The 24,825-nt window shown below is 42.3% G+C and carries 19 protein-coding genes; 14 read left to right on the forward strand and 5 right to left on the reverse strand.

Annotation, left to right across the window (positions count from 1 at the left end):
* The first annotated feature begins 221 nt into the window (after window positions 1–221).
* From nifJ to glmM, 4 genes are all read left to right on the forward strand, one after another.
* Window positions 222–3,905 (forward strand): pyruvate:ferredoxin (flavodoxin) oxidoreductase, encoded by a 3,684-nt coding sequence (nifJ, locus tag IGK14_RS07260; RefSeq protein WP_438711944.1) that lies wholly within the window; start codon window positions 222–224, stop codon window positions 3,903–3,905.
* Between the two features lie 268 nt (window positions 3,906–4,173).
* Window positions 4,174–5,055 (forward strand): diadenylate cyclase CdaA, encoded by an 882-nt coding sequence (gene cdaA / locus IGK14_RS07265; protein ID WP_010748168.1) that lies wholly within the window; start codon window positions 4,174–4,176, stop codon window positions 5,053–5,055.
* Complete coding sequence (locus tag IGK14_RS07270) at window positions 5,052–6,143, forward strand: CdaR family protein (protein ID WP_010748169.1); 1,092 nt, start codon at window positions 5,052–5,054, stop codon at window positions 6,141–6,143. The genes cdaA and IGK14_RS07270 overlap by 4 nt, the downstream gene beginning before the upstream one ends.
* 39 nt (window positions 6,144–6,182) lie before the next feature.
* Entirely contained in the window at window positions 6,183–7,538 is a 1,356-nt protein-coding gene (gene glmM / locus IGK14_RS07275) for a phosphoglucosamine mutase (protein ID WP_005225959.1), read from the forward strand.
* 293 nt (window positions 7,539–7,831) lie between these two features.
* Here glmM and glmS read toward each other — a convergent pair whose 3' ends face one another.
* A complete protein-coding gene (gene glmS, locus IGK14_RS07280) occupies window positions 7,832–9,643 on the reverse strand; it encodes a glutamine--fructose-6-phosphate transaminase (isomerizing) (RefSeq protein ID WP_010748170.1) in 1,812 nt (603 codons plus the stop codon).
* A 445-nt stretch (window positions 9,644–10,088) separates the two neighbouring features.
* On the opposite strand from glmS, the gene IGK14_RS07285 reads away from it, so the two are divergent.
* The 8 genes from IGK14_RS07285 (at window position 10,089) to IGK14_RS07320 (ending at window position 17,841) form a co-directional block, all read left to right on the forward strand.
* Complete coding sequence (locus IGK14_RS07285) at window positions 10,089–10,379, forward strand: hypothetical protein (protein ID WP_005225961.1); 291 nt, start codon at window positions 10,089–10,091, stop codon at window positions 10,377–10,379.
* 31 nt (window positions 10,380–10,410) lie between these two features.
* On the forward strand, window positions 10,411–11,442 hold the full coding sequence (sppA, locus tag IGK14_RS07290; RefSeq protein ID WP_010748171.1) for a signal peptide peptidase SppA: 1,032 nt from the start codon (window positions 10,411–10,413) through the stop codon (window positions 11,440–11,442).
* A gap of 2 nt (window positions 11,443–11,444) precedes the next feature.
* Window positions 11,445–12,275: an RDD family protein gene (locus IGK14_RS07295; RefSeq protein WP_010748172.1), complete on the forward strand. Its 831-nt coding sequence runs from the start codon at window positions 11,445–11,447 to the stop codon at window positions 12,273–12,275.
* A gap of 37 nt (window positions 12,276–12,312) precedes the next feature.
* Window positions 12,313–13,260: a hypothetical protein gene (locus IGK14_RS07300; protein WP_010748173.1), complete on the forward strand. Its 948-nt coding sequence runs from the start codon at window positions 12,313–12,315 to the stop codon at window positions 13,258–13,260.
* 119 nt (window positions 13,261–13,379) lie between these two features.
* The gene (tig, locus tag IGK14_RS07305) at window positions 13,380–14,663 is read left to right on the forward strand and encodes a trigger factor (protein ID WP_005225965.1); all 1,284 of its coding nucleotides are present in this window, start codon (window positions 13,380–13,382) and stop codon (window positions 14,661–14,663) included.
* A 226-nt stretch (window positions 14,664–14,889) separates the two neighbouring features.
* Window positions 14,890–16,134 (forward strand): ATP-dependent Clp protease ATP-binding subunit ClpX, encoded by a 1,245-nt coding sequence (gene clpX, locus IGK14_RS07310; protein WP_010748174.1) that lies wholly within the window; start codon window positions 14,890–14,892, stop codon window positions 16,132–16,134.
* 69 nt (window positions 16,135–16,203) lie between these two features.
* Entirely contained in the window at window positions 16,204–16,788 is a 585-nt protein-coding gene (gene yihA, locus IGK14_RS07315) for a ribosome biogenesis GTP-binding protein YihA/YsxC (RefSeq protein WP_005225967.1), read from the forward strand.
* Between the two features lie 171 nt (window positions 16,789–16,959).
* Complete coding sequence (locus IGK14_RS07320) at window positions 16,960–17,841, forward strand: helix-turn-helix transcriptional regulator (protein WP_010748175.1); 882 nt, start codon at window positions 16,960–16,962, stop codon at window positions 17,839–17,841.
* A 113-nt stretch (window positions 17,842–17,954) separates the two neighbouring features.
* On the opposite strand, the gene IGK14_RS07325 is transcribed toward IGK14_RS07320, so the two are convergent.
* Window positions 17,955–18,131 carry an SPJ_0845 family protein gene (locus IGK14_RS07325; protein WP_010748176.1) on the reverse strand — a complete coding sequence of 59 codons (177 nt, stop codon included), beginning with the start codon at window positions 18,129–18,131 and terminating at the stop codon, window positions 17,955–17,957.
* A 129-nt stretch (window positions 18,132–18,260) separates the two neighbouring features.
* Here IGK14_RS07325 and IGK14_RS07330 point away from each other — a divergent pair, with 129 nt between their 5' ends.
* Window positions 18,261–19,592 carry a hypothetical protein gene (locus IGK14_RS07330; RefSeq protein ID WP_015509617.1) on the forward strand — a complete coding sequence of 444 codons (1,332 nt, stop codon included), beginning with the start codon at window positions 18,261–18,263 and terminating at the stop codon, window positions 19,590–19,592.
* 71 nt (window positions 19,593–19,663) lie between these two features.
* Window positions 19,664–21,075 (forward strand): IS3 family transposase gene (locus IGK14_RS07335; RefSeq protein WP_438711948.1). Its coding sequence is split into 2 segments (ribosomal slippage): window positions 19,664–20,132 and window positions 20,132–21,075, totalling 1,413 coding nucleotides; the frame shifts between segments, so codons are not numbered across the junction.
* 105 nt (window positions 21,076–21,180) lie between these two features.
* On the opposite strand, the gene IGK14_RS07340 is transcribed toward IGK14_RS07335, so the two are convergent.
* The 3 genes from IGK14_RS07340 to IGK14_RS07350 are packed head-to-tail and all read right to left on the reverse strand — an operon-like array spanning window position 21,181 to window position 24,789.
* On the reverse strand, window positions 21,181–23,106 hold the full coding sequence (locus IGK14_RS07340) for a PTS fructose transporter subunit IIABC (protein WP_010748178.1): 1,926 nt from the start codon (window positions 23,104–23,106) through the stop codon (window positions 21,181–21,183).
* Window positions 23,107–23,119: 13 nt separating this feature from the next.
* Complete coding sequence (gene pfkB, locus IGK14_RS07345) at window positions 23,120–24,037, reverse strand: 1-phosphofructokinase (RefSeq protein ID WP_010748179.1); 918 nt, start codon at window positions 24,035–24,037, stop codon at window positions 23,120–23,122.
* On the reverse strand, window positions 24,034–24,789 hold the full coding sequence (locus IGK14_RS07350; RefSeq protein ID WP_005225973.1) for a DeoR/GlpR family DNA-binding transcription regulator: 756 nt from the start codon (window positions 24,787–24,789) through the stop codon (window positions 24,034–24,036). The genes pfkB and IGK14_RS07350 overlap by 4 nt, the downstream gene beginning before the upstream one ends.
* Window positions 24,790–24,825 lie beyond the last annotated feature (36 nt).

Genomic DNA, 24,825 nt, shown 5'->3' on the forward strand with positions numbered 1-24,825 from the left:
TCCTCCTTTTTCTTTTAGTTTACCGAAGTTTCTACTGAAAGAAAAGCCTCAGGTCTTTTGATTTAAGTCTGTGAAAAGAGGAGGAGAATGAGCTGAATACTATGTATTTAGTTTCACGAAATTAAGAAAAATCCCCTGACTGTGCTTTTATATTCCTTGATTTTCAGCTATAATGAATTGTGTTTTATTGTGCAAAATGATGATTAAAGGAAGTTATATAGATGAGAAAAAGAAAAACAATGGATGGCAATACGGCAGCAGCCTATATTTCCTATGCCTTTACGGAACTTGCGGCGATCTATCCGATAACCCCTAGTTCAACCATGGCTGAATTAGTGGATCAGTGGTCTGCTCAAGGAAAGCATAATCTTTTTGGGCAGCCGGTGAAAGTGGTTGAAATGCAATCTGAAGCAGGGGCGGCCGGTGTGGTTCACGGCTCATTAAAAACGGGCGCCTTAACGACGACCTATACGGCATCCCAGGGACTTTTATTAATGGTACCAAATATGTACAAGATTGCTGGGGAAATGCTGCCAGGCGTCTTTCATGTCGCCAGCCGAGCAGTGACCACCAATGCTTTGAATATTTTTGGAGATCATACCGATGTAATGGCCACCCGACAAACAGGCTTTGCTATGTTAGCGGAAAGCAGTGTTCAAGAAGTAATGGATTTAGCGCCAGTCGCTCATTTAGCAGCTATCGAAGCCAATATCCCATTTTTAAATTTTTTTGATGGGTTTCGAACCAGTCATGAGATTCAAAAAATAGAGGTCTTAGATTATGAGGAATTGGCACAGTTGGTCAATCATGAAAAATTGACTGCCTTTCGACAAAAAGCCATGAACCCGAATCACCCGACGACGAGTGGAACGAATCAAAATCCTGATATCCATTTTCAACAGCGGGAAACGATCAATCAGCATTATCAAACATTGCCTGAGATCGTTCGTTTTTACATGAAAAAAATCAATGCTTTAAGAGGAACCAACTATGATTTAGTGGATTATTATGGTGCTTCGGACGCCGAAGAAGTCATCGTTTCGATGGGGTCCTCAACGCAAACGATCCAGCAGACGGTGGATCATTTATGCGCTTCAGGCCGCAAGGTGGGGGTCTTGTCGATCCATTTGTATCGACCATACCCACTAGAAGTCTTCTTAGAAAAACTTCCTGCTACCGTTAAAAGTATCGCTGTATTGGATCGCAGCAAAGAACCTGGTGCCAATGGCGAGTCATTGCTTTTGGATGTGCAAAGTGCCATGTATGATGCAGCGATTCGGCCGACGATCATTGGTGGACGCTATGGTCTTGGGTCAAAAGATGTGACACCTGATCAAATCGTTGCCGTTTATGACGAATTGCTCAAGCCAAAAGCGAGCCAAAAGAAACGCTTCACCATTGGGATCACGGATGATGTGACGCAAATGTCGTTGCCATCAAAGGGCACGCTAGATCTAACTGATCCATCCACCTTCCAAGCGAAATTCTGGGGATTCGGCTCTGACGGGACCGTCGGGGCAAATAAGTCAGCAATCAAAATCATCGGTGACCATACCGAAAAATATGGACAAGGCTATTTCCATTATGATTCGAAAAAATCTGGTGGTCTAACGGTTTCTCATCTGCGATTTGGGGATACCCCCATTCGTTCTACCTATTTGATCGAACACGCGGATTTCGTTGCGTGTCATACGCCTGCGTATTTGCATACGTATGATTTGCTGAAAGGACTCAAAAAAGGCGGAACCTTTTTATTAAATACGACCTGGTCACAAGAGCAAATCTTAAAAAATTTACCGAAGAAAATGAAACGTTATCTTGCTGAAAACGAGATCCGTTTTTATACCATTAACGCCATGCAGTTGGCAATGGAAGTCGGCTTAGGTGGGCGGATCAATACCGCGATGGAAACAGCCTTCTTTTACTTGGCAAACATCATTCCGACCGAGGAAATCTTGCCGATTTTAAAAGAAGAGGCGCTGAAAAGTTATCGGCACAAATCGATGGCGATCGTTGAAAAGAACCAAGCAGCCATCGATCGCACCATCGAATTATTACAAGAAATCCCTGTTCCAAGCAAGTGGGCAACGATCGAAGTACCGAAGAGGACATCCACTGCTACAACACAATTTGTGCGGGAAATCGTGGAACCCATCAACCGTCAAGAAGGCAACCAACTAAGCGTGGGTACCCTCGTACGAAATCAAATGACTGAAGGGGTGATCCCTGTCGGGACAACAGCGGTTGAGAAGCGGGGCATCGCTGTTGAAGTGCCCGAGTGGCTATCAGATCGCTGTACCATGTGCAATGAGTGTGCTTTTGTCTGTCCTCATGCGGCGATCCGTCCGTTTTTGGCAGATGAAGATGAATTAACCGAAGCACCTGAAGGCTTTATCGTCAGAGAGATGCGAGGCGCGAATGGGCAAAAATATCGAATTCAAGTTTCCGTTGAAGATTGTACAGGTTGCGGCCTTTGTGTGGAAGCATGTCCCGCCAAAGGGAAAGCTTTGACGATGCGTCCTTACGAAGAACAAAAAGAACAAGCTTTAAATTGGGCTTTTGCGATGACTTTACGTCAAAAAGAAAATCCAGCAAAACCAGGAACTGTTTTGGGCTCTCAATTCAATAAACCTTTGTTGGAGTTCTCTGGTGCTTGTGCGGGCTGTGGGGAAACCCCCTATGTGAAACTATTGACCCAAATGTTTGGTGATCGCATGATGATCGCCAATGCGACCGGCTGCTCTTCGATTTGGGGTGGAACCTCACCAGTTTCCCCTTATACAACCAATCACTTAGGACAAGGGCCAGCTTGGTCAAACTCGTTGTTTGAAGACAATGCCGAATATGGCTATGGCATGTTCTTAGCCAACCAAACCCGACGGGAGAAATTAGCGGCCCAGCTGCAGTCGTTGAAAGCCAATGTATCAGAAGAATTGCAGGCTTTGATTGATGATTGGGACCTTCATCGAGAAGAAAGTGCTGGGACGCAACAGCGAGCAGCAAAATTGATCGCCGCCTTAGAAGCTGAAGCTGCCACAGCACCTCAGCTGAACAAAATCTTGCAGGAGAAAGATTTGTTTGTTAAGCCAAGCCAATGGATGATAGGCGGTGACGGCTGGGCATATGATATTGGGTTTGGCGGTATCGATCATGTTCTCGCTTCTGGTGCAGACGTCAATATTCTCGTGTTAGATAATGAAGTCTATTCTAATACAGGGGGGCAAGTCTCTAAAGCGACACCGACTTCGGCCATTGCTAAATTCGCTGCAAGTGGCAAGTTTGTTTCCAAAAAAGATTTAGGAATGATGGCGATGACCTACGGACATGTCTATGTCGCACAAATCGCATCTGGTGCCAATCAAATGCAAACGATCAAAGCCTTTGAAGAAGCCGAGCGGTTCCCAGGACCGTCAATCATCATTGCCTATACGCCATGTATCACCCACGGTCTTGCAGGCGGAATGCGTCAATCCTTGAAAGAAGCACAAGAAGCAGTTGCATCGGGGTATTGGAGTCTCTACCGCTATAACCCGCTGTTGGCAGAAAAAGGGAAACAGCCAATGACACTCGATTTCAAAAAGCCAGCATTTGATCAAATGCCTGCCTTTATGCAGACACAAGTTCGATTTGCATCCTTGCAGTCTGCCAATCCGAATGCGGCGCAAGCGTTGTTTGAAAAAACCGTTTCAGATGCGAAAACTCGTTTCTACAACTATGCCCGCTTAGCAGGTCAAGAAGAAAAAATACGAGCAAAGCTTGAAAAAAAGGTAAGTACTGATGCAGAACAACCAACGGCAGTAAAAACGGAGCGTGTACGAAGAGAAAAACAGCCGTTAAGCGAAGAACAGCTCGCTGAAAGAGCAGCACGGCGTGCAGCGCGCGCAAAGCGCCGTCAGCAAGAGTAATCGCTCGCTGAGGGATGGCCCTGAAAAACGGTTTGACCCGTTTTTTAGGGTCATTTGTTGTTTTTCCTAAGAAATGAGTGCAAGAAGCTCGTTTAGATGAAATCTTCTAAGACCTTTGACAAACAATGATTTCAGGATAATGGTAAACTAAGTAAAAGAGCTGTTTATTTTTTCAAAACTTTTTCATAAATTTGTTTTTTTTCAAATCTTTGAAGAGGTCCTATGTTATACTATTATCTGAAGTCTTAAGAATAAAGGAAGGCTGTTTATGTTGATAAATTTCAGGGATTTTTTTAATTTAGATTATTGGAGAGAATTGCTCTCATTTGATATATTTTCTTGGTCATTTTTTGTAAATGTTTTAGATGTGATCGTTGTTTGGTACTTGGTTTATAAGCTAATCCAGCTTGTGCGAGGAACAAAAGCGATCCAGTTGTTTAAAGGCGTCGGCCTATTCATTGTTCTAAGGTTTTTGGCAGGTATCGTAGGATTAAAGACGCTATCTTGGTTGATGGATCAAGTCATCACATATGGGGTGATCGCCGCGATTGTTATTTTCCAACCAGAAATTCGACGAGGGCTGGAGCATCTTGGCCGTAGCTCTTTCTTCAAGACTTCTAAGAATGAAAAACGACGGGATGAAGTGTTGGTCCAAGCGTTGGACAAAGCTGTTCAATATATGGCAAAACGAAAAATTGGTGCATTGATCACGATCGAACGGACGACGGGGTTAGAAGAATATATTGAAACGGGGATTCCTTTAGATGCGGACGTGACGGGCGAATTACTGATCAATATTTTTATTCCCAATACACCGCTACACGATGGTGCAGTCATCTTAAGAGATGATAAGATCGCTGTTGCTAGTGCCTACTTACCACTGTCAGAAAGTCCGTTGATTCCCAAAGAATTTGGGACGCGCCATCGAGCGGCTGTCGGGATTTCAGAAGTTAGTGATGCGTTGACCATTATCGTCTCAGAGGAGACGGGAGACGTCAGTATTACCCTGAATAATCGGATGCTTACTGAGCTTTCGCGACAAGAGTATCTCGACGTATTGAATCGCGAATTAGTGCCAGAAGAAAAGCCTGGTAAACGCAACTTGCTGCAATCTTTCTTTGAAGGGGTCAACAAAGGAGGAAGAAAATGATCAAGAAAGAACGTCGTCAAAACGTATTTTATGGTATACTAGCGCTGTTCTTTAGTCTGGTTCTGTTTTTCATCGCCAGCGGATCAAGCCTGCAAGTCAACCTTGCAGGAACTTCAAATCCTTATGAGGAAGAGATCGATAATGTACCGATTCAGACCACCTATGACACAGATGAATACTTTATCCAAGGATTTGAAACAACAGTAGACGTGACTTTGTCTAGTCGAAATCGGGTGCAATTGAATGCTGAACGTAGCGAGGAAACGCGGAGCTTTCGAGTAGTTGCTGATTTGACTGGACTTGATGAAGGAACCCATGAGGTCCCTTTAGAAGTGAAAAATCTTAGCTCAAGTGTGACAGCCGAAATCGAACCCAAAACCGTCACTGTGACGATCGAGAAAAAAGTCACCCAAACGTTTACCGTTGAGCCAGTCATCTCGACTGATGGAGCAACGAGTGGTTACGGCGTTGATTCAATGAGTGTTGAACCGCAAGAAGTAGAGATCACTACTGGCGACAAGACACTGGCAGAAATTGACCGAGTGGTAGCGATCGTGAATCCAGATGATATTACTGGCGATTCGATCACGGTGGATGGAACGATCGAGGCTTGGGATAGTGAAAACAATCCTTTAGCGATCATTCCTGAGCCAGATTCGGTCGATGTGGTATTGATGATGGAAGCACCAAGCAAAGAAATTGAATTGTTTGTCACTCAACAGGGGACAACACCAGATGGGATCTCTCATTACATCTACCGGATGAGTAGTATCAGTGCGGTGCTAACAGGACCACAAAGTATTTTGGATGAGACCCAGCAGATCGGTGTCCCAGTGGATGTTAGTGAGATCACAACCACGACCGAACGGACAGTAACGATTCCAGTACCAGAGGGAACAACGATCAATCCAACAGTAGTGACTATCCAAATCACTCCGGTTGCAGAAACAACTACTGAGAATCAATCAAACAATGATGGCGATGAAGCAACGAACAGTGCGAATTCTCAAGCCAATTCTTCGACAGTCGACACGACGCAAGAACAAACAGAGAATTCCGCAAGCAGCACGACGACAAGCAGTTCTTAGTCGTTTGACTGTAGAGAATGAATAAGAGAGGTTATTAAAATGGGAAAATATTTTGGTACTGATGGTGTTAGAGGAGAAGCAAACAAGGAGTTGACACCTGAATTAGCATTTAAATTAGGTCGTTACGGCGGCTATGTATTAAGTCAACATGAAACTGGTGACCGCCGTCCCCGCGTTTTGGTGGGACGGGACACACGGATTTCTGGACAGATGCTAGAAAATGCATTGATTGCTGGACTATTATCTGTCGGGATCGAGGTATTCCAATTAGGTGTTATTTCTACACCGGGTGTTGCGTACTTGACGAAAGTGCAAAAAGCGAGTGCAGGTGTAATGATCTCTGCCTCTCACAATCCTGCACAAGACAATGGCATCAAGTTTTTCGGGAATGATGGCTTTAAATTAGTCGATGAACAAGAAGCTGAAATTGAAGCATTACTTGATGCACCGGAAGATACGCTTCCACGTCCTTCTGCCGATGGCTTAGGAACAGTGGATGAGTTTCCAGAAGGGTTGTTGAAATACTCTCAATTTCTACGTCAAACGATTCCTGATGATTTGGAAGGAATCACGGTGTGTGTTGATGCAGCAAATGGCGCAACAGCAACAAGTGTCAATCGTTTGTTTGCCGATCTAGAAACAGAATTCTTCACAATGGGGACGTCTCCAGACGGGTTGAACATTAATGATGGTGTGGGATCGACTCACCCTGAAGCGTTAGCTGAATTTGTCGTTGAAAAAGGGGCGGATGCTGGTCTTGCGTTTGATGGAGATGGTGATCGGGTCATCGCAGTAGATGAACTAGGAAACATCGTTGATGGCGATAAAATCATGTATATCTGTGCGAAATATTTAGCGGAGCAAAAGCGCTTGAACCAAGGAACGATCGTGACAACAGTCATGAGCAATTTAGGGTTCCATAAAGCAGTGGAAGCAATTGGACTGAAAGATGTCATCACACAAGTCGGTGACCGTTATGTCGTCGAAGAAATGCGTAAAAACGATTATAATTTTGGTGGCGAGCAATCAGGTCACATGATTTTCTTGGATTTCAATACGACAGGTGACGGTTTGCTATCAGGAATTCAACTATTGAATATCATGAAACAAACGGGCAAGAAACTGTCGGAATTAGCAGGAGAGGTAACGATCTATCCACAAAAACTTGTCAACATTCGAGTGACAGATAAAAATGGCGCGATGGATGTTCCAGCTATCCGTAAAATCGTGGAAGAGACAGAAGCAGAAATGAACGGCGAAGGCCGTATCTTGGTTCGTCCTTCAGGAACAGAACCATTGCTTCGGGTGATGGCAGAAGCGCCAACCATTGAAAAAGTCGATTACTATGTTGAAAAAATCGCAGCGGTCGTTCGAGAGGAAATCGGTGCGGAATAAATGAAGAAGTAAGACGATCAAAGATATCCTTTGGTCGTCTTCTTTTGTCTACTTACCAGCAAGAAGCCAACTTGCGAATTAGAGAAACTTGTCAACGAATTTGTCGGCAACGTTTAACAGAGGAGACGCAGTGGGCAAGCCTTGCGAAGGATAGTTGCTTTTAAAAGTCTTTTCGGATTTGTTGTACTGAAAACAAGAAAAAAAAGAACCCCTATGAACGATCGAGTCATCGGACGAGGAGTTCTTTTTATTATACAGAAAATAACCAATTCGGTTTCAATCTTTTAAAAAACTTATTCAACGGTAACGGATTTTGCTAAGTTTCTTGGTTTATCAACGTCGAATCCGCGCTGTAAAGTGGCAAAGTAAGCCAGCAGCTGTGTTGGAACGACTGCCACTAAGCTTGTTACCAATGGGTGAACGTTTGGTAAAATGATTTGATCAGTCGCTTTTGCTAATTCTTGGCTAACGATCACAAGGGTATGAGCCCCACGAGATTCGACTTCTTTCAAATTGCCTCGCGTATGAGAGCCGGTCACTTCTTCCGTGATCACACCGATCACTGGTGTACCTTCTTCGATCAACGCGATGGTGCCGTGTTTTAATTCACCAGCCGCAAAGCCTTCCGCTTGGATATAAGAAATTTCTTTTAATTTCAATGCCGCTTCCATCGATACATAGTAATCATTTCCACGTCCAATGTAAAACGCATTACGGGTTTCGGAAAGGAAATCCTCAGCAAATTGACTGATAACAGCTTTTTCATCCACTAAAGCCTCCATTGCAGAAGCAACGATGCTTAGTTCATGGAAAACATCAAAGTCCAATGCTTCAGGAACAGCTTTTTCATCACCAATGGCTTTTGCTAATAACGTCATCACTGCGATCTGTGCAGTATACGCCTTTGTAGAGGCAACAGCGATTTCTGGACCAGCATGAAGCAATAAGGTATGGTTCGCTTCTCGAGAAAGAGTAGAACCAGCAACGTTGGTAATCGTCAGACTAGGAAGACCTAACTGGTTGATCGTCACTAATACTTGACGGCTATCTGCCGTTTCACCACTTTGTGATAAGAACAAGAAGAAGGGGTTTGCTGACAACAATGGCATGTTGTAGCCAAACTCACTAGATAAATGAACCTCAACAGGGATCTGTGTTAGTTTTTCTAAAATGGCTTTTGCTGCCCAGCCCGCATGATTGCTAGTACCACAAGCAATGATGTAGATCCGATCGCTAGCTAAAAGTTCGCTTTTTAACGCTGGATCGATCACTACTTCACCAGATTCTCCTTGATATTCTTGGATCAAGCGGCGCATCACAGTTGGTTGATCATCGATTTCTTTTAACATGTAGTAAGGGTATGTTCCTTTTTCGATGTCAGTCAGATCTAGTTGTGCTTCATAAGGTTCACGGTACACAAGGTTTCCTTTTGGATCTTCGATTTCGATCGCATCGGCTGTTACGGTCACCATTTCGCCATCTTCGATCTCAACAAAATGAGTCGTTTGATCGAGCATTGCTAAGGCATCGCTGCAGATGACATTGAACCCATCTCCCAAACCGATCAATAAAGGACTTTTGTTTTTGGCAACATAAATGGTTTCTGGATCATTTTTTTCTACTAAGGCAAAGGCATAAGAGCCGCGAATCAAGGACAAAGCTTTTTTAAAGGCTGCTTTGGTCGTGCTGTTGTCTTGCTCCTTCAATGCTTCAATCAAATGAACAACGATTTCCGTATCTGTTTGACCTTCAAATTGGTGGTTGCTTAAATATTCTTGATGAAGCTCTTCAAAGTTTTCGATCACACCGTTATGAACCAACACGAGTGCTTGGTTTGCTGAAGTGTGAGGATGAGCGTTCATTTCTGATGGCTTGCCGTGGGTCGCCCAACGGGTATGTCCGATACCGATCGTTCCTGTTACTTCAGAAGTCACTTTTTCTTCCAAGTTTTTGATTCTTCCTTGGGCTTTAATTAAGTGATCCGAAGTCCGATCAGCGACATAAAGACCTGCTGAGTCATAGCCGCGATACTCTAAGCGTTCCAATCCGTTCAAAATAATTCGTTCTGCATTTGATTTTCCTACGATTCCTACAATTCCACACATAATGATAATCCTACTTTCAAAAAATTTAGTTTGGCATTATGTATTTCTATCTGCGTAGCAAGTCTTTGTCATCACCTTACGATGAGATTTGTTCTTGCCTGTAGAGTGCAGTCCCTAGAGTCATCCGCCGAATGTTTCGATAAACTCTTTCCTCGTCATCTGTTTCCAGATCAGGCGCTATCCTTATTGGTCTATCTATCCTCCTTGTGAGATATTTTATAGAAATACAAGCAATATCATAATATTTATTCCTGTTTCTGTCAACTAAAAGTTATATAAAAATAATTGGTATAGTTATTGGTAAGGTTGATTTGAACCTGTTTAAAGGAAATCAAAACAGCTGACATAGCTTTGTCGAATAAGATTCCCAAGAAATTTCCTCATAAAGCTATGCTTTTTTTTTTAAGTTCGCTACAATAAAAAAGTAAGAAAGTGAGGGAATGAAATGCCAGAATTTGTAAATTGTATGACTTTTTCAGAGCTAAAGAAAATGGTAGCTGCGATAGAAAAAGATCCTAATGTCACAGATGAAACAAAGGTCATGTTGGATACGGGCTGGGACAGCTTGCAAGAAATTTTGCCTGGATCAGTCACCGTGGAAACCGCGCAAACATTCGAAGTCCAGGATGAACTGACAAAGGAATTTTTTGGTGGCTACGTCTTAGCTGAAAAAAGCGAGAAATTTGATGCGGTTGGAGACGAAGAAGCAGTGATCGTCATCAAAAATCTATACTAAAAATGGGAAAGGTGAAAAGTTAGGTGGGAAAATGAATAAAAGAAGATGGATCGCAGCGGCGATCGCAGCAGGGTTATTTATCTGCTCGGGGGTTTTTTCAGTAATCACAAATCGTCCAGAGCAAGAGGAAACTCAAACGCTGCAAGGGTTAAATGCTTTGTTCTACGGAAGTAATGCGATCGAAGAGACAACGTTAGTTGCCGGAGATCAAGACAATCGTATTGTTCGCTTATCTTTAGAAGGAACCATCGCCAGCAGCTCCAGTGGTGGCTTATTCACAACAGAATCTTATGATCATCAGCGATTTTTAGAAGAACTACGGATGATCCAAGAAGATCCAACTATTGGGGGCATCTTGATGGAAGTCAATACCCCAGGAGGCGGCGTCTATGAAAGTGCGGAGATCGCTCGTGAGTTAGCAAAAATCAAAGAGTTAGGGATTCCAATGTATGTCAGTATGAAAAACATGGCAGCCAGTGGCGGTTATTATATCTCGGCAGGTGCTGATAAAATTTTTGCAACGGATGAAACCATTACTGGTTCAATCGGGGTGATCATGTCAGGGCTAAACTATGCTGGCTTATTCGAAAAGCTAGGGATCGAAGACAATACGTATAAAAGTGGCGCACTAAAAGATGTAGGTTCATCAACGAGAAAACCCACAGAAGCCGACAAGGAAGTCTTGCAGACCTATGTCGACAATGCCTATGGTCGGTTCGTAAAAATCGTAGCAGAAGGACGTGGCATGACAGAAGAAGCCGTTAGAAAGATCGCTGATGGCCGCATCTATGATGGGCAGCAAGCAGTGTCCGTTGGTTTAGTGGATGAAATCGGTTTTCCTGAAGATACATTAGCAGCAATGCAAGCAGATCTAGGCTTGGAAGATGCCGAGATTTTCAGCTATGATGTTTCCTCTACTGGATTTGCTTCTACTTGGTTAGGTTCAAGTTTAGCCGAACTGCAAGGATTAAAAGAATCAAACACAGAGCGAGTGATCCAATTGATGGAAAGCCTTGGAACCAGCGATGCTCCGAAACCTCTTTATTACTATGGAGGTGAATGACTATGACAGAGAAAAACAAGTATTCCGCTGGCACATCGTCAAGGGATGACAATCACACAAGTACGTCAATCGATCAAAGGGAACAGCGGGAAACCTCGACACCGTCAACCGGTCATACGGATGTGCCAACTGAGGCACAGGTTTCAGAAACAACCGAACCAGTAAGTGCCAACAAAGCGATGAGGAACGCACAAGTAAATCATCCCGATGATTTTTACCAACAAGTCTTGACGTCTTTTAGGGAAGAAGAGTATACCCAAAGCGAGATCGAGGAAAAACAACAAGCCTGGCAACGGTATGAAGAACCTGAAAAACAGGCAGAAGACAGACGGTTCTTCAATGATTTTCCTAGCTACTTTTTTGCTGGGTTTTGGATTCGTTTCTTTGCTTATCTCGTTGATGTGTTGGTAATCCGAGCGATTACCCAAATAACGATCGGTAGTATCTACAATCTAGCGAATTTAACGGCAACCAATCAGCGGTTCGGCCTTTACAACATCTGTGCCTTAGCAATCTATCTAGGCTATTTTGTTCTAATGACAAAGCTAAATCATGGTCAAACGATTGGAAAAATGCTTTTTGGCATTCGAGTGGTTTCTTTTGTAGAGGAAGAACTCAGCTGGCAAACTGTGTTGATTCGCGAGCTTTGCGGACGCTACGTATTACAATTCAATCTTTTCTTTTATCTTGGTTATTTACCGATCGCCTTTAATAAAAATAAGCAGCAGGCTGCGGATTATTTTGCAGAAACCAGTGTGGTGACCATTAATCTGATCAAAGCTTTCAATAAACAAGTGGATGCCAATCACGTAATGATTGGCGCACAAAACTAACTAGCAGATCAAGCAAGTAGTAAAGGAGGGATCGAGAATGGGCGAGACGATTGATTTCCCAGGACCAAATGAACGGCTTCGGCTGGCGGCAGAAAAAGCCTACCAGTCAAAGGAGTTTTTGCAAGCTTTTTGCCTGTACAATGAACTCTATCAAAAAAATGCCAGTTTTGAGATCAATCAATGGCTGGTTGAATGTCTGCAACAGTTGAATGATTTTGCCAAAGCGTTAGATCTGGCGGAAGACTATTTGGATGATTATCTAAAAGAAACCGACGGGTATTTACAAATTGGTCATCTGCTGATCTTGGATGGTCAGTATTTAAAAGCTCGGCGCTGGCTTACATTAGGTAAAAAAACAAAAATTGCAAGCCGCTATCAGGAACAGTTAGCAAGTGAATTAGCAAAGGTAGAAGAAGTTCAGCAAATTTTAGGACTGGAAGATTTTCATGGGAAACGCAAGCATTTACGTGCATTAGATGAAGCCAATCAACCGGTGAGTGCAACAGAATGGCACGTTTTTACCCAAGCCATTACCAAACCACAATTTGTCACGCTGATGCATGAAACGTTAGCTTCCATCAAAAATCCATATTTACTGCCCAAATTAGTGGATGAGCTCGTGCGTCTTGAAGTGGACGAACCTTTTGAACTGATCGATTACCTTGGGAATATGCAGCGAATCGTTCCGAAAGAGTTAAAACTTTTGCAAGAAGATGCCGCTGTTAAAGCGATCCAGAAAGAGATTGACGAAACGATCGCCCAAGAAGATCCGATTTTAGCAGAAAGCGTCTCAGCAGAGATCAATGATCATTTAGCCATCAGCTACCCATTTTTACCTGCAAAAGAGGAGGCAAAAGCATGGGTGGCAAGCTACATTGAAGATTATCGTGGGTTATTTGAAGAAAAAGAACAGCCAAAAGCAGTGAATGAAATAGAAGAACGCAAACGACACCTACGCAATATCCTACGATTGAGCATTCGCTGAAAGAAAAATTCGCAACTTTCATGGTAAAATGTTTACAATTAAACAACGTTAGTGTACTATTTAAAGGTATGCATGAAGCTATTTCATATGTAAATCAATTAATATTCGGAGGGAAATAAATGACTGCAAAATGGGAAAAAACAGGCACCAATGATGGTGTTTTGACATTTACGATCGCTCAAGCAGAAATCCAAAAAGGCTTGACGACTGCATTCAATAAAGTGAAAGGCAATCTTAACGTACCTGGCTTCCGTAAAGGGAAAGTTTCACGCCAAGTATTTAACCGTATGTACGGCGAAGAAGCGTTGTATGAAGATGCATTGAACGCTGTTCTTCCAGAAGCTTATGAAGCTGCTGTAAAAGAAGCAGGGATCGATCCTGTTGCGCAACCAAAAATCGACGTTGACAGCATGGAAAAAGGCCAAGATTGGGTTATCAAAGCAGAAGTTACTGTAAAACCTGAAGTGAAACTTGGTGATTACAAAGAATTAACAGTTGAAAAACAAGACCGTGAAGTAACAGAAGAAGACGTGGATGCACGCATCAAACGTGAACAAGAAGCACAAGCTGAATTAGTTATCAAAGAAGACGAAGCAGCTGAAAATGGCGACACAGTCGTTATCGACTTTGAAGGCTTCTTAGGGGAAGAAACATTTGAAGGCGGCAAAGGTGAAAACTACTCACTTGAACTTGGCTCAAACTCATTCATCCCTGGTTTTGAAGAACAATTAGTAGGAACAAAAGCTGGTGATAGCAAAGACGTTACCGTTACTTTCCCAGAAGATTATCAAGCAGAAGATTTAGCTGGTAAAGAAGCAGTCTTCAAAGTAACTGTTCACGAAGTAAAAGCAAAAGAACTTCCTGAATTAGATGATGAATTCGCAAAAGACGTTGATGACAGCGTTGAATCATTAGCTGAATTAAAAGAAAAATACCGTGCTGAATTGACTGAAACAAAAGAAAAAGCAGCTGAAGATGCAAAAGATGAAGCTGCGATCCGTCAAGCAGTTGAAAACGCAGAAATCGTTGAATTACCACATTCAATGGTTCATGATGAAGTACACCGTTCAATGGATGAATTCTTGAACAACATGCAACGTCAAGGAATCTCACCAGAAATGTATTATCAATTAACTGGTTCAACTGAAGCAGATCTGCACACACAATTTGAAGGTGAAGCAGAAACCCGCGTGAAAACAAACCTTGTTATTGAAGCAATCGCTAAAGCAGAAGGTTTGGAAGCAACAGAAGAAGATATCGAAAACGAAATCAAAGAACTTTCTGAAGCTTACAACATGCCAGTGGATCAAATCAAACGCGTCTTAACAGAAGACATGTTGAAACATGATATCACGATGAAGAAAGCAGTTGAACTTGTCACAGGTACTGCAAAAGAAGCGTAAGCAAAATGCTTAAAAACGGCGAACATCTAGCGGTGTTTGCCGTTTTTTCTTGGGAGTAAGAGGGGCTAGTTTAACAATTACTAACAAATGATAAGAAAACGTTAGGCAACGTAAAAAGAACTTTTTCTTTCAAAAAAGTTATGATATGATTGTTTAAGACTGCAAAGTTAGTAAACAAAATTCCACTCCTTTAAATAGGTTGGAAAATTTTCAAGGGGTGAACAGTATGTACGATAATACAAACGGTAATGAAGCTGTTCGTTGTTCTTTTTGTGGCAAAACGCAAGAAGAGGTGAAAAAGATCGTTGCAGGTCCTGGGGTCTATATCTGTAATGAATGCATCGATTTGTGTAAAGAAATCATTGATGAAGAGTTTTACGAAGAAGCAATTCGTGAATTTACCGAAGTGCCGAAACCGCAAGAACTACTGAATGTTCTCAATGAATATGTGATTGGACAAGATCGTGCGAAACGGACATTGGCTGTAGCGGTTTACAATCACTACAAACGGGTCAATGTAGAAACGACAGCAGAAGATGTAGAATTACAAAAAAGCAATATTTGCTTGATCGGACCAACAGGTTCTGGGAAAACATTTTTGGCACAAACGTTAGCACGTTCACTAAACGTGCCTTTTGCAATCGCTGATGCAACCAGTTTGACAGAAGCCGGCTATGTCGGTGAAGATGTGGAAAACATTCTTTTGAAACTGTTACAAGCTGCTGATTATAACGTAGAAATGGCAGAAAAAGGAATCATCTATATTGATGAGATCGATAAAATCGCCCGTAAGAGTGAAAATGTATCGATTACTCGTGACGTATCCGGTGAAGGCGTACAGCAAGCATTGCTGAAGATCCTAGAAGGAACGACTGCTAGTGTACCGCCACAAGGTGGACGGAAACATCCACATCAAGAGATGATCCAAATTGATACCACCAATATTCTCTTTATCGTTGGCGGGGCGTTTGACGGAATCGAAACCATCGTTAAAAACCGTTTAGGTGAAAAAACAATTGGTTTTGGCACGAACAATAAGCGTCTTGAAGAAGGCGAAAGTGTGATGCAGCAAATCATTCCTGAAGACTTGCTTAAATTCGGTTTGATTCCTGAATTTATTGGCCGCTTGCCAGTGATGGCTGCCCTAGAGAAATTAACAGTAGATGATTTAGTGCATATTTTGACTGAACCAAAAAATGCGCTGGTCAAACAATACCAAAAGTTAATGGCATTAGATGACACCGAGCTGGAATTTGAGCCAGAGGCTTTGCGTGCCATTGCTGCGCAAGCCATTGAGCGAAATACCGGTGCTCGTGGGTTGCGTTCGATCATCGAGAATATCATGATGGATGTCATGTTCAATGTCCCTTCTGATGAGTCGATCCAAAAAGTCACCATCACGGAAGAAGCGGCAAAAGGACTTGGTGAACCAAAAATCATTTACAATGAAGAGACCAAAAAAGCAGTCTAATCGAGACCAAGTCGGATAGTTTCATTGCTATCCGGCTTTCTTTTTGAAAAAATAGAAAGGAGCGATTCGATGAAAGTACATGATGCTGAAATCGTCATCAGTGCCGTTTCTCCAGCACAATATCCAGCTACACCTTTACCGGAGATTGCCTTAGCAGGCCGCTCAAATGTCGGAAAGTCATCCTTCATCAATACATTGATCAATCGTAAAAATTTAGCCCGTACCTCATCAAAACCTGGGAAGACGCAAACGCTGAACTTTTATTTGATTGAAAATACGTTGCATTTTGTCGATGTCCCCGGCTACGGCTATGCAAAAGTATCGAAAACAGAGCGAGCGAAATGGGGGAAAATGATTGAGACATATCTTGAACAAAGAGAGCAGCTGCGTGCAGTCGTATCTCTTGTTGATTTGCGTCATGCCCCCTCACAAGAAGATATTCAAATGTATGAGTTTTTGAAATACTACGAGATTCCAGTGATCGTGGTCGCCACCAAAGCAGACAAAATCCCTCGTGGGAAATGGAACAAGCATGAAAGCATGATCAAAAAAGCATTATCCTTTGATCCAGCAGATACGTTTATCCTCTTTTCTTCCATTACCAAACAAGGAAAAGAAGAAGCGTGGAAAGCGATTGAAGCAGCAATAAAATAATTATCATTTAGGAAACCGAAGCAAGAAAGTCCTTTGCTTCGGTTTTTCTCATTTTACAGTGGAAATCAGCTGATTTAAGCTATTCTACGCAGCGTAGAGTGCTGAATTTGCTCCATTTTAGCGAAAATCTCCTTGTTATTTGTTAAACTTGTAACAAGGAGGTGTGGTCGAATGCATGAATCATTAAGTAAAAAATTAAAAGAGTATCGATCAAGACATAATTTAACACAGAAGGAATTAGCTGCGAGGTTATTTGTTTCTGATAAGGCCATTTCAAAATGGGAACGAGGAAATGGGTTGCCAGACATCGAGACATTGGTCCGTCTAGCCGATTTATTAGGCACACCAGTGGAAGACCTATTAAAAGAAAAGAAAGAAACCTACTATTATGAATACAAAAGTGAACGGACGGTTCTGCGGCTTCCGTTGATGCACATTTTGATTCCCAATTTATTCTTATTACTGAATCAAGTGACGAGTGTTCGAGCGTTTTTTGTGCTGATGAAAGAGCTACCAACTGCCAGCGGCTGGTTTAGCCTTGGTGTCAAAGCCAAAGGGATTATTGCTTTGGGGGTTGTCAGTTTAGGCTTTTTATCGATTGGCTTATTGTCCTTCGGAATGTTGGGAATTGGGACAGTCAGTATCGGTGTCATTGCAATAGGGAATCTCTGCTTTGGCTTATTAGTTGGGATTGGCAATCTTGCTATCGGTTCGATCGTTGTCGGTAATCTTGGCGTTGGCTGGCTCGCTCTAGCAAATGTCGCAATTGCTTGGATTGGGGTCGCAAATTATGGTGTAGGGAGTTTTATGGCTGTTTTGCCCGCAAATTCATCAACGGAAGATTTTAACCAAGCGATTCAACAACTCTTAGTCTCTGAGATCCCTGACTTGATTAAAACCACTATCTTTGAACCAATGATTCGTTTTACAAGCTCACCGATTTTTGTGGTGATCTTCGTGATGACGATCTTAGCAACCATCTTTTTTATTCTTTGCTTGTTGACCATTGGCTTGGTGCGATTACGTCAAAGCATGTTGTATGAAGAGCTATAAGAAAACCTCTAGATGATGATTCTGATCGTTGAACTTATGTAGCTTCAGTGGCTCATTTTCTATTTCGACAAGTAAAAAAAGGCAAGGGACTGACGCGTCCTTTGCCTTTTTTATTAGTCTGCTTTCTTACTATCTTTAGGTTGTGTTTTTTTCTTTTCATCAGATTCGTTTTTCAAGAAACGCTCAATATCGTTTTCCTGCTTTTTCTTGTCTTTGTCGTTATCGGGAAGAAAGGCAAAATCATCAAACATTTTATCTAGCGAGTCTTCTCGTTGGAATTTTAAGCCCATAGGTTCACCTCCAAGCGCCTTAAGTTTACCACGAACGGTGGTAGATTTCATCAAAAAAAAGCGAAATAGTGTTCAATCGTTTCCCCCTTTACTATAATTAAAGAAAGGGGATAGAAAAGAGGGGTAGCGATGATCAAAACTGAAAAAATCTATGGCTTTCTACAATCAACCCAAATGGAAGCAGCACAGTTGCGTTTGTTGATTGAAAATTGGTTCGCTTTGGTTCGTCTTAGCTATCAGCCGACGGAATACTACTACAATCAGCAAGCAAAGAAACCTTATGATTTGGATGAGGTCAGTCAACTACTGCATAGCGCCCCTGAAAAAATCAATACGGAATTGATTGTGACGGACGGCCAAAATGAGTCCAGTATCCATATCATTCAAGAGGCTGTTTTACAACGGCACCTGTTTACGAAAGACGTATTTTCCACGCAAAAACCCGTGATTTTAAGTTACTTCGATGAAACGATGCAAAGAGATGGCTTGTTCGGCTATTTGCGTTCATATGATGAGTACTTGATGCATAACGTCGAGGGAATCGAGAAAAGGCAAAATTTTCAATCGATTGCTGAAATCAACGCGTTACCGAAGCGGAAAAACTTTGAACAAGAAATCGTCATCGACTGCAATCAGTTTTCTGGTTACGACGTCTTTTACAATGGCTATACACTGACTTCTTGCTGGCGCATGTACTTTTCGGCATTCTACGCGCATATCATTCCTCAGGTGATCATTACTGATGCGCAGCAGGTGGAGCAAGTGCAGGTAAGAGACCAAGGGGTTGTGATGGTGGAATTGTATCGAGATCCTTTCCAGTGGGATCACGAATTGAATCTATCCTACCAGCGATTGTTTCGCGATCAAACTGGAATCGATCAATTGACTTGGGATAACGGGGTCGGTATTTTGAGAGAACCATATATTGAATATGCCTTTGGCGATCACTTGATCCAAACCATCCAATACCAAAATGATCGACTGCAGCCAACAACAAAACGAAGCGCGACACATTTTGTCACCAGAAGCTTCGACCTCGTGAACGAAGAGTATCAAGAGCGGAGAGTGAAAGGGTATTTGAATGCCCAAGCGTATTTTCCTTGGGTGGATCAAGAGCGGTTGCGCATGATGGATTATATCGTATTAAAGCCAGAACTAACGATAGACGATGGAGTAGAGGCTTATTCATTCTATATTCGTAGCCATCTTGAGATTGAATATTCAGAGGATCGTTTTAAAGACTATACTGCTTGCCTGCAATTTTATTTGCCGGAGACTGCTTTGAAGCACTTACCGCTAGATGCTTTGAAAGCGGCCATGCCTGATGTTCATTTTGGCTATCTGCACCGCACGCGCAAATATACATGGGTCAATCTAAAGAAGGATGGGAAAAAACTACGAGTGTATTTTATGAACACCCAAAAGCTAGTCGAGCAGCAGCTTTTTACCAATCAAGAATGAAAAAGACCCGCAAGTGAAGCGACCCCCAAAAGTTAGACCAAAAAATCTAACTTTTGGGGGTCGTTATTTGTATGGCAAAATATCCTTTTGAATTAAAACTAAAAATCGTTAAAGAATATCTTAGTGGCGTGGGCGGATATCGGTATCTTGCCAACAAATACGGTATTTCAAGCAAGTCTCAAGTAAGTAATTGGGTGAATGCCTATCGTGAATACGGAGAGGAAGGTCTATTGAGAAAGCATCAAAATCAGAAATATTCTGTTCAATTTAAGTTAAATGCGCTAGAGTTATATCAAACAAGTGAGATGTCCTATCGAGAAGTTGCTAGCACTTTAGAAATGAACAACCCTGCGCTTATTGCCAATTGGATGCGTAATTTCAGAGAAGCAGGTATTGAGGGGCTCTCAAAAGAGAAAGGGCGACCACTTACTTTGACTAGAAAAAAAGAAAACAAAAAAGAAAATACAACAACTGAAGAACGCGAGCGTATCAAGGCATTAGAAAAGCAAGTCCGATCCCTTCAAATTGAGAATGCCTTTTTAAAAGAGTTGAGGAAGCTGCGAAAACAGGAAGCCCAGCAAAGACGCAAGAATCAATCGCACGAATCATCGCCAGCCTCCGAGGATCATTCAAACTAGTTGAGCTTCTTGAAACATTGAAATTTCCTAAAGCAACCTATATGTATTGGCAGAAACGGTTTGACAGACCAAACCCAGACCAAGAAATTGAAGAAAAAATGCTTGAAATTCGCAAAGAGCATAAAGACTATGGCTGTCTGCGACTAAAAAAAGAATTAGAGAATCAAGGGATTCATGTCAATAAAAAGAAGATTCAACGCCTGATAAAAAAACTAGGTATCGAAGTAAAGTCTTACACTCGAAAATCTCGACGGTACAATTCTTATCGTGGGAAGGTTGGTACTGTCGCCAAAAATCGTATTCATCGTCGGTTTTATACAAATATCTGTCACCAAAAAATTACAACTGACACCACAGAGTTTAAGTATTATGAAGTAGACACCACAGGTGTCGTTCGTCAGAAAAAGCTGTATTTAGATCCTTTCATGGATTTCTACAATAGTGAAATTCTATCTTATCGGATTTCTGAAAAACCAAACGCACTAGCCATAATGGAAGGATTAGAAGAAGCAATCCAGATGACAAATGATTGTCCATTTCGTAGAACCTTCCATTCAGATCAAGGATGGGCCTATCAAATGAATGCTTATAAGAATAAATTGAAGCAGCATAAAATCTTCCAGAGTATGTCTCGTAAAGGGAATTGTTTAGATAACTCACCTATGGAAAACTTCTTTGGTTTATTAAAGCAAGAGATTTTTCATGGAGAAGTCTATCGGAGTTTAGATGAATTGAAAACAAAAATTGACCAATATATCTATTATTACAACCATAAACGCATCAAAAAGAAATTAAATTGGCGAAGTCCGGTTCAGTTTCGAGAAGCTGTAAAAACAGCTGTCTAACAGTTAATCTTATCGTACAAAAAAGGAGTGGATTTCTCCACTCCATAAAAGTCTAACTTTTTGGGGTCACTACAAAGATCACGAGGATCTTGTGGGTCTTTTCAATTAAGCTGTTTGCTCAGGCGCTTTTTTCAACAAACCGAATACGACGCCAGAAACGATCGCACCGATCAAGATGAATAGCAAGAACAAAATTGGTTTAGATAATAATAGGACAACGAAGATCCCACCATGTGGCGCCATCAATTGGATATCAAAGGCACCGACAAGTGCACCAGTCAGGGCAGAACCGACGATAAAGCTTGGGATCGCTCGCAGTGGATCTGCTGCTGCAAATGGAATCGCACCTTCTGTGACGAAGGACAGCCCCATGACGATATTTGTCAAACCTGCTTCTTTTTGGTCTTTTGTAAATTTATTTTTGAACAATAACGTTGCGACAAAGATTGCTAATGGAGGAACCATTCCGCCCGCCATTACAGATGCCATCACGACGCTACCACCTTCAGCAACGGTCGTTGCCAATGTTGCAGTACCAAAAACATAAGCGGCTTTGTTGATTGGGCCGCCTAGATCGGCTGCCATCATCGCTGCTAACAAAGCGCCAAGTAAAGCTGCGTTGGTACCACTTAAGCCAGTCAAGAAGCTGTTCAAACCGTCGTTGATAGCTTTCATTGGCACGTTGATCAGTAACATCAAGAAGCCAGTGATCAATAGGCCGAAAACAGGGTAGAAGAGGATCGTTTTGATTCCTTCTAATGATTTTGGTAAGCCTTTGAATAATGAACGTAAGAACTTGATGACGTAACCAGCTAAGAAACCGCCGATCAAGGCACCTAAGAAACCAGCACCACCTGTATTTGCTAACGCACCTGCTGCAAAACCGACGATCAATCCAGGTCGGTCACTGATACTTGAAGCGATAAATCCAGCTAAGACAGGTAGCATAAAACCAAATGCCGCGCTACCGATTTGATTGAACCAAGAAGCTGCTTGGTTGTAGTTTCCTAATTGACTCAAGGCATCTTGAGGGACACCCATGAACTGGTCCACCATGAAGGAAATAGCGATCATGATTCCACCGGCAATAACAAATGGCAGCATATGAGAAACACCATTCATCAAATCTTTATAGATTCGTTGACCGACTGAACCATCAGCAGAAGCATCCTCTTTATCAGAAGCTTGGCCGCTACCATGAAAAACAGGAGCAGTTCCGCTCATTGCTTCATTGATTAATTGCTCGGTTTTACGGATACCATCACTGACAGGACGGTTTACTAAATGTTTGCCGTCAAAGCGATCCATTTCTACTTTTTTATCAGCAGCTACGATTACACCAGTAGCTCGGGCGATATCAGCTTCTGTTAAACGATTTTTGATTCCTTCTGAACCATTTGTTTCAACTTTGATGTCAACACCAAGCTCTTTGGCTTTCTTTTTCAAAGCATCTTCTGCCATATAGGTATGGGCGATCCCTGTCGGGCAAGCTGTAACTGCGACGATATAGGGACGTTCGCTAGCAGGTGCTGCTTCTTGGTTTGCCGCTTCTTCTGCTAAAGCATCGGCTTCTTGCTGTGCCTCAGCTTCTGAGAAAAGTTGCTGTACTTGATCAGCAGTCGTCGCTGTTTTTAATTTAGCAACGAAATCTGGATCGATCAATAAGCGCGATAGCGCTGCTAATGCTTGTAAATGAGTATCATTTGCTCCTTCTGGTGCTGCGATCATAAAGAAGAGGTACGTTGGTTGTCCATCTAACGCCTCATAGTCGACACCCGCATTACTTTTTGCGAATAAGACCGTCGCTTCTTTGACAGCACTGTTTTTGGCATGGGGCATTGCGATGCCGTCACCTAGCCCTGTTGATGTTTGAGCTTCTCGAGCAAGAATTCCTTCTTTGTAGACTTCGATATCTGAAATTCGTCCGACAGCATATAATTTTGCGACCATTTCATCAATGGCACCTTTTTTATCTGTTGCTTGCAAGTCCATGATCATGGCATCTTTCAGCATCAACTCATTGATTTTCATTTTTTCCATCCTCCTATAGATTCACTTGTTCAATTCTGACTTCCGGTAATAATTCTTCGATAAATGATGCTTCAGCTAAATCATCTGAAAACGCAGTGGCACTGCCACAAGCGATCCCCCATTTGAATGCTTCAACCACATCTTTGGTCTTTGCATAACGCCCAATGAATCCAGCAATCATGGAATCTCCAGCGCCAACTGAATTTTTCAAAGGTCGTTTCAACACATTGGATCGATAGATCTCATTGCCAGTAAAGAGCAGGGCGCCATCGCCGCCTAGAGAGACGATGACATTTTTAGCGCCATCCTTTAGCATTCTTTGACCATAAGGCAAAATATCTTCGATTGTTGAAAAAGAAGTTTCATAAAGTTCGGCTAATTCATGATTATTTGGTTTGATCAGCAAAGGCTGATCGGATAAAGCATCAAAAAGTTCCGCGCCGGTCGTATCAATGACAAATTCCGCACCCGCTTCTTTAACGATTTTGATCAATTCTTTATAAAAGTCAGCTGGAAGACCAGCTGGTTTACTTCCTGATAGGATGACGATGTCTTCGGCAGAAAGAGCGGCTAATTGGTGTTTCAATTCAGCGATTTCTTGCTGACGAATGACTGGACCAAGGCCGTTGATTTCTGTTTCTTCGCCGGATTTTAGTTTGATATTGATCCGGGTATCGGCAGCGACTTGCGTAAAGTTGCTGTTGATTTCCTCTTTGGTCAGCCACTCTTCAATAAAACGACCAGTAAATCCGCCAACAAAACCAAGGGCAGTCGAGGCGATGCCAATTCGATTCAAAATCCGTGAGACATTGATTCCTTTACCGCCAGGTAGTTTAAAGTCTTGTTTCATTCGATTAAGGGCACCGATCTCCAAATGATCGACGTGGACGATAAAGTCGATCGATGGATTGAGTGTTACTGTGTAAATCATTGTATTACCTCCATAATGGTTGTTTTTGCTCTGAATTTCGCTAAATAGTTTTTGGGACAATAATCGGTGATGATCGTAGCCCCTTCGATAAAAGCAACTTGAGCAAAAGTTGTTTGCTGAAATTTGGAATGGTCTAGCAAGACATAGGCTTGTTGACTGTGCTCTAAAGCGATCTGCTTGATCAGGGCTTCTTCTGGATCAGGTGTTGTGAATCCTGCTTCCGAATGAGCACCATTCATGCCCATAAAGCAACGATTAAAGCGTAGTTTTCGCAGTTGTTCACCCGCATTGATCCCTAACACAGCGTTGGTCGATATCTTAATGGTTCCCCCTAATATCATGGTGTCGATCCCGTGATCGATCAATAGGGAAGCGTGTTTGACGGAGTTTGTGACCACCTTAAGGCCTGTGATAGCCGATAGGAAAGGAATCATTTCGAGGGTCGTTGTGCCAGCATCTAAGTAAATGACTTCACCATTTTTGATCGTCTGGGCAGCTGCTCTTGCTATCTTTTGCTTTTCCGTTTGAAACTTCGCCGTTTTTTCTGACATGTTTGGTTCGAAGCCTAATTGCTGACTTTTCTTGGCTCCGCCGTGAATTCTGACTAAAAATCCTTTGTCTTCCAACTCTTGCAGGTCTCGACGGATCGTTGATTCTGAAGCATCCAACAGTTGAATCAGTTCACTGACCTTGACGATCTCTTCTTGTTCCAATCGTGCCAAAATCGCTTGATGACGCTCCTCTGTAAGCATTTTCATCACCTCTTCACTTGCCATGATACCATATGA

The sequence above is a fragment of the Enterococcus sp. DIV0970a genome, from assembly GCF_051711265.1.
Lineage (GTDB): Bacteria > Bacillota > Bacilli > Lactobacillales > Enterococcaceae > Enterococcus_D > Enterococcus_D casseliflavus.

Coding starts and splice junctions, on each gene's coding strand:
- nifJ (WP_438711944.1), top strand. CDS start 222: ATGAGAAAAAGAAAAACAATGGATGGCAATACGGCAGCAGCCTATATT.
- cdaA (WP_010748168.1), top strand. CDS start 4,174: ATGTTGATAAATTTCAGGGATTTTTTTAATTTAGATTATTGGAGAGAA.
- IGK14_RS07270 (WP_010748169.1), top strand. CDS start 5,052: ATGATCAAGAAAGAACGTCGTCAAAACGTATTTTATGGTATACTAGCG.
- glmM (WP_005225959.1), top strand. CDS start 6,183: ATGGGAAAATATTTTGGTACTGATGGTGTTAGAGGAGAAGCAAACAAG.
- glmS (WP_010748170.1), bottom strand. CDS start 9,643: ATGTGTGGAATTGTAGGAATCGTAGGAAAATCAAATGCAGAACGAATT.
- IGK14_RS07285 (WP_005225961.1), top strand. CDS start 10,089: ATGCCAGAATTTGTAAATTGTATGACTTTTTCAGAGCTAAAGAAAATG.
- sppA (WP_010748171.1), top strand. CDS start 10,411: ATGAATAAAAGAAGATGGATCGCAGCGGCGATCGCAGCAGGGTTATTT.
- IGK14_RS07295 (WP_010748172.1), top strand. CDS start 11,445: ATGACAGAGAAAAACAAGTATTCCGCTGGCACATCGTCAAGGGATGAC.
- IGK14_RS07300 (WP_010748173.1), top strand. CDS start 12,313: ATGGGCGAGACGATTGATTTCCCAGGACCAAATGAACGGCTTCGGCTG.
- tig (WP_005225965.1), top strand. CDS start 13,380: ATGACTGCAAAATGGGAAAAAACAGGCACCAATGATGGTGTTTTGACA.
- clpX (WP_010748174.1), top strand. CDS start 14,890: ATGTACGATAATACAAACGGTAATGAAGCTGTTCGTTGTTCTTTTTGT.
- yihA (WP_005225967.1), top strand. CDS start 16,204: ATGAAAGTACATGATGCTGAAATCGTCATCAGTGCCGTTTCTCCAGCA.
- IGK14_RS07320 (WP_010748175.1), top strand. CDS start 16,960: ATGCATGAATCATTAAGTAAAAAATTAAAAGAGTATCGATCAAGACAT.
- IGK14_RS07325 (WP_010748176.1), bottom strand. CDS start 18,131: ATGGGCTTAAAATTCCAACGAGAAGACTCGCTAGATAAAATGTTTGAT.
- IGK14_RS07330 (WP_015509617.1), top strand. CDS start 18,261: ATGATCAAAACTGAAAAAATCTATGGCTTTCTACAATCAACCCAAATG.
- IGK14_RS07340 (WP_010748178.1), bottom strand. CDS start 23,106: ATGAAAATCAATGAGTTGATGCTGAAAGATGCCATGATCATGGACTTG.
- pfkB (WP_010748179.1), bottom strand. CDS start 24,037: ATGATTTACACAGTAACACTCAATCCATCGATCGACTTTATCGTCCAC.
- IGK14_RS07350 (WP_005225973.1), bottom strand. CDS start 24,789: ATGCTTACAGAGGAGCGTCATCAAGCGATTTTGGCACGATTGGAACAA.